General features: G+C 73.8%; 1 protein-coding gene and 1 tRNA gene. Both read left to right on the plus strand.

What is annotated here, in order from left to right; genetic code table 11:
* Positions 1-325: 325 nt before the first annotated feature.
* Entirely contained in the window at positions 326-2236 is a 1911-nt protein-coding gene (locus ACFXDJ_RS25815; protein ID WP_384850379.1) for a tetratricopeptide repeat protein, read from the plus strand.
* Positions 2237-2327: 91 nt separating this feature from the next.
* A tRNA-Met gene (locus tag ACFXDJ_RS25820) sits at positions 2328-2401 on the plus strand.
* The last annotated feature ends 64 nt before the right edge of the window (positions 2402-2465 follow it).

The following is a 2465-nucleotide window of genomic DNA, read 5'->3' on the forward strand; positions in this document are numbered from 1 at the left end:
TAATCCCCCCCCCCCCACCGTCAAAAACCCCAATATCTCCGCGGGCTGCTTCTGTGGTTTATACCCCACAAAACCGGGCCCCCCCAACGCAACCGCTCGGCCCGGATCCGATGGATCCGGGCCTTCGTCATGTCCGGGGTGGATGCCGGGGGTGGATGCGTGACGGGCGTGTGGGGAACACGTGGCGGACACGGGGTCGCTGGGGTGGGTGAGTTGGGGTCCGGGCGTGTTTGACTTGTCTCTCTGTGGGCATGTCGACAAAACGCTGTAGTGACCTCACTGGCTGCGACATACCAGGTGTACGCGGGTAGCAGGTGATGCGACGATGGGATTTATGGGGGACAGGTCAACTCTGCTGGAGACAGGGCGGTTTGTGAGGGCGGAAGCCGAATCGGGTACGGAGTCCGATGGGGCGGCGCAAGCTGTTGACGCGAGGACTGCGATGACCACGCAGTCCCCGCGGACCACGGCGGCCGCGCCGATCACGCGGACGGTTCCGGCCGACGACGTGTTCGACGACGAAGCCTTCGCGCTGACCGACGCCGCCAGCGACGCCGAGCTGGAGGCCCGTCACAGGGTCGCCGCCGACAAGGGGGACCCGGGCGCGATGAGCGTGCTCGGGGCGCTCCTGCTGCGCCGGGGCGACCTGGCCGGAGCCGAGCCGTACCTGCGCGGGGCCACCGCGGAGGGCGACCGCGCGGCCGCCAACAACCTCGGCGTGCTCCTGCACCAGCGCGGCTACCCCGAAGAGGCCGCCGGCTGGTGGCGCGTGGCCGCCGTAGCCGGATCGGCTCCGGCCGCGCACGCCCTGGGCCGCCACTACCGCGAGCGCGGGGACGAGCCCGCGGCCGAGTACTGGATGCGGCAGGCCGCGGAATCCGGCCACGCCCTCGGAGCGTACGGACTCGCGGACCTGCTGGAGCACCGCGGGGACAAGGGTGTCGAGCGGTGGTTCCGGGCGGCGGCGGAGCAGGGGCACCGCGAGGCCGCGTACCGCCTGGCCCGGCACCTGAGGAAGGGCGACCCGGCCGAGGCCGAGCAGTGGTACCGGCAGGCCGCCGCGCGGGGCCACCGGCGCGCCGGGCTGCACCTGGGCGCCCTGCTGGAGGCGCGCGGCGAGCTCAAGGAGGCCGGGCGCTGGTACCTGACCTCCGCCAAGCAGGGCGAGCCGCGGGCGGCGTGCGCGCTCGGCTTCCTGCTGCGCGACGCCGGCGACGAGGAGAACGCGGCCAGCTGGTGGCTGCGGGCCGCCCAGGACGGCGACGGCAACGCGGCGAACGCACTGGGCGCGCTGCACGCCGCCCGGGGCGAGACCCAGACGGCGGAGAAGTGGTACCGGGCCGCGATGGACGCGGGCGACCAGAACGGGGCGTACAACCTCGCGCTGCTGTGCGCCGCGCAGGAGCGGACCGCGCAGTCGGAGCAGTGGTACCGGCGCGCGGCCTACGCGGGCCACCGCGAGGCGGCCAACGCGCTGGCCATCCTGCTGCTCCAGGGCGGGGACGCGGCGGGCGCGGAGCCGTGGTTCTCCAAGGCGGCCGAGGCGGGCAGCGTGGACGCCGCCTTCAACCTCGGGATCCTGTTCGCCAGCCGGGACGAGGACCGGACGGCGCTGAAGTGGTACGAGCGCGCGGCGTCGGCGGGACACACCGACGCCGCGCTCCAGGTCGGCATCGCGCTGGTCCGCGACGGCGAGGACCGGGCGGCGGAACGGCACCTGCGCTGCGCGGCGGGCGGCGGCAGCGCGGAGGCGGCCTTCCGGCTGGCCGCGCTGCTCGAATCGCTGGCTCCACCGCCGGAGCCGGTGGCGCTGGGCGAGCCGGTCGGCGGAGCCGCGCGGACCGAGAGCGAGGAGTGGTACGAGCGTGCGGCGGAGCTGGGGCACCGGCGCGCGCAGGTCCGGGTCGGCATGCTGGCCGCGGCGCGGGGCGAGCTGGGCGTCGCCGCGCGCTGGTACCGGGAGGCGGCCGAGGCCGGCTCCCGGAACGGGGCGTTCAACCTGGGGCTGCTCCTGGCGCGCGAGGGCAACGAGCCGGAGGCGGCGCTGTGGTGGACCCGTGCGGCCGTGGCCGGGCACGGGCGGGCCGCGCTGCGGCTGGGCCTGCTCGCGGCTCGCCAGGGCGATCTGACGGAAGGGCAGAAGTGGTGCGTCCGGGCCATGGAGCTGGGCCCGGCCGAGGTCTCGGAGCGCGCGGCGCGGCTGCGCGAGGCTCTGGCCGAGGAGCTATCCGCGTAGACCCGTGGCACGGCTGCTCGTGGGGGCCGGCCCCGGCCGGTTAACCGATTTGCATCTGCTCGCCGTGCTCGCGTAGAGTCAGGTTTACCGACGCGGGGTGGAGCAGCTCGGTAGCTCGCTGGGCTCATAACCCAGAGGTCGCAGGTTCAAATCCTGTCCCCGCTACTGAAGGCTCGATTGGGGGGGGGACAAAGATTGAGGGGGAGAGAGAGTGTGAGTGTTGGAAAGA

Origin of the sequence: Streptomyces sp. NPDC059443 (assembly GCF_042750105.1) — a bacterium.
GTDB lineage: Bacteria > Actinomycetota > Actinomycetes > Streptomycetales > Streptomycetaceae > Streptomyces.

What these genes read in the sequence shown, in the direction of transcription:
- ACFXDJ_RS25815 (WP_384850379.1), top strand. Translation starts at nt 326, where the DNA reads ATGGGATTTATGGGGGACAGGTCAACTCTGCTGGAGACAGGGCGGTTT.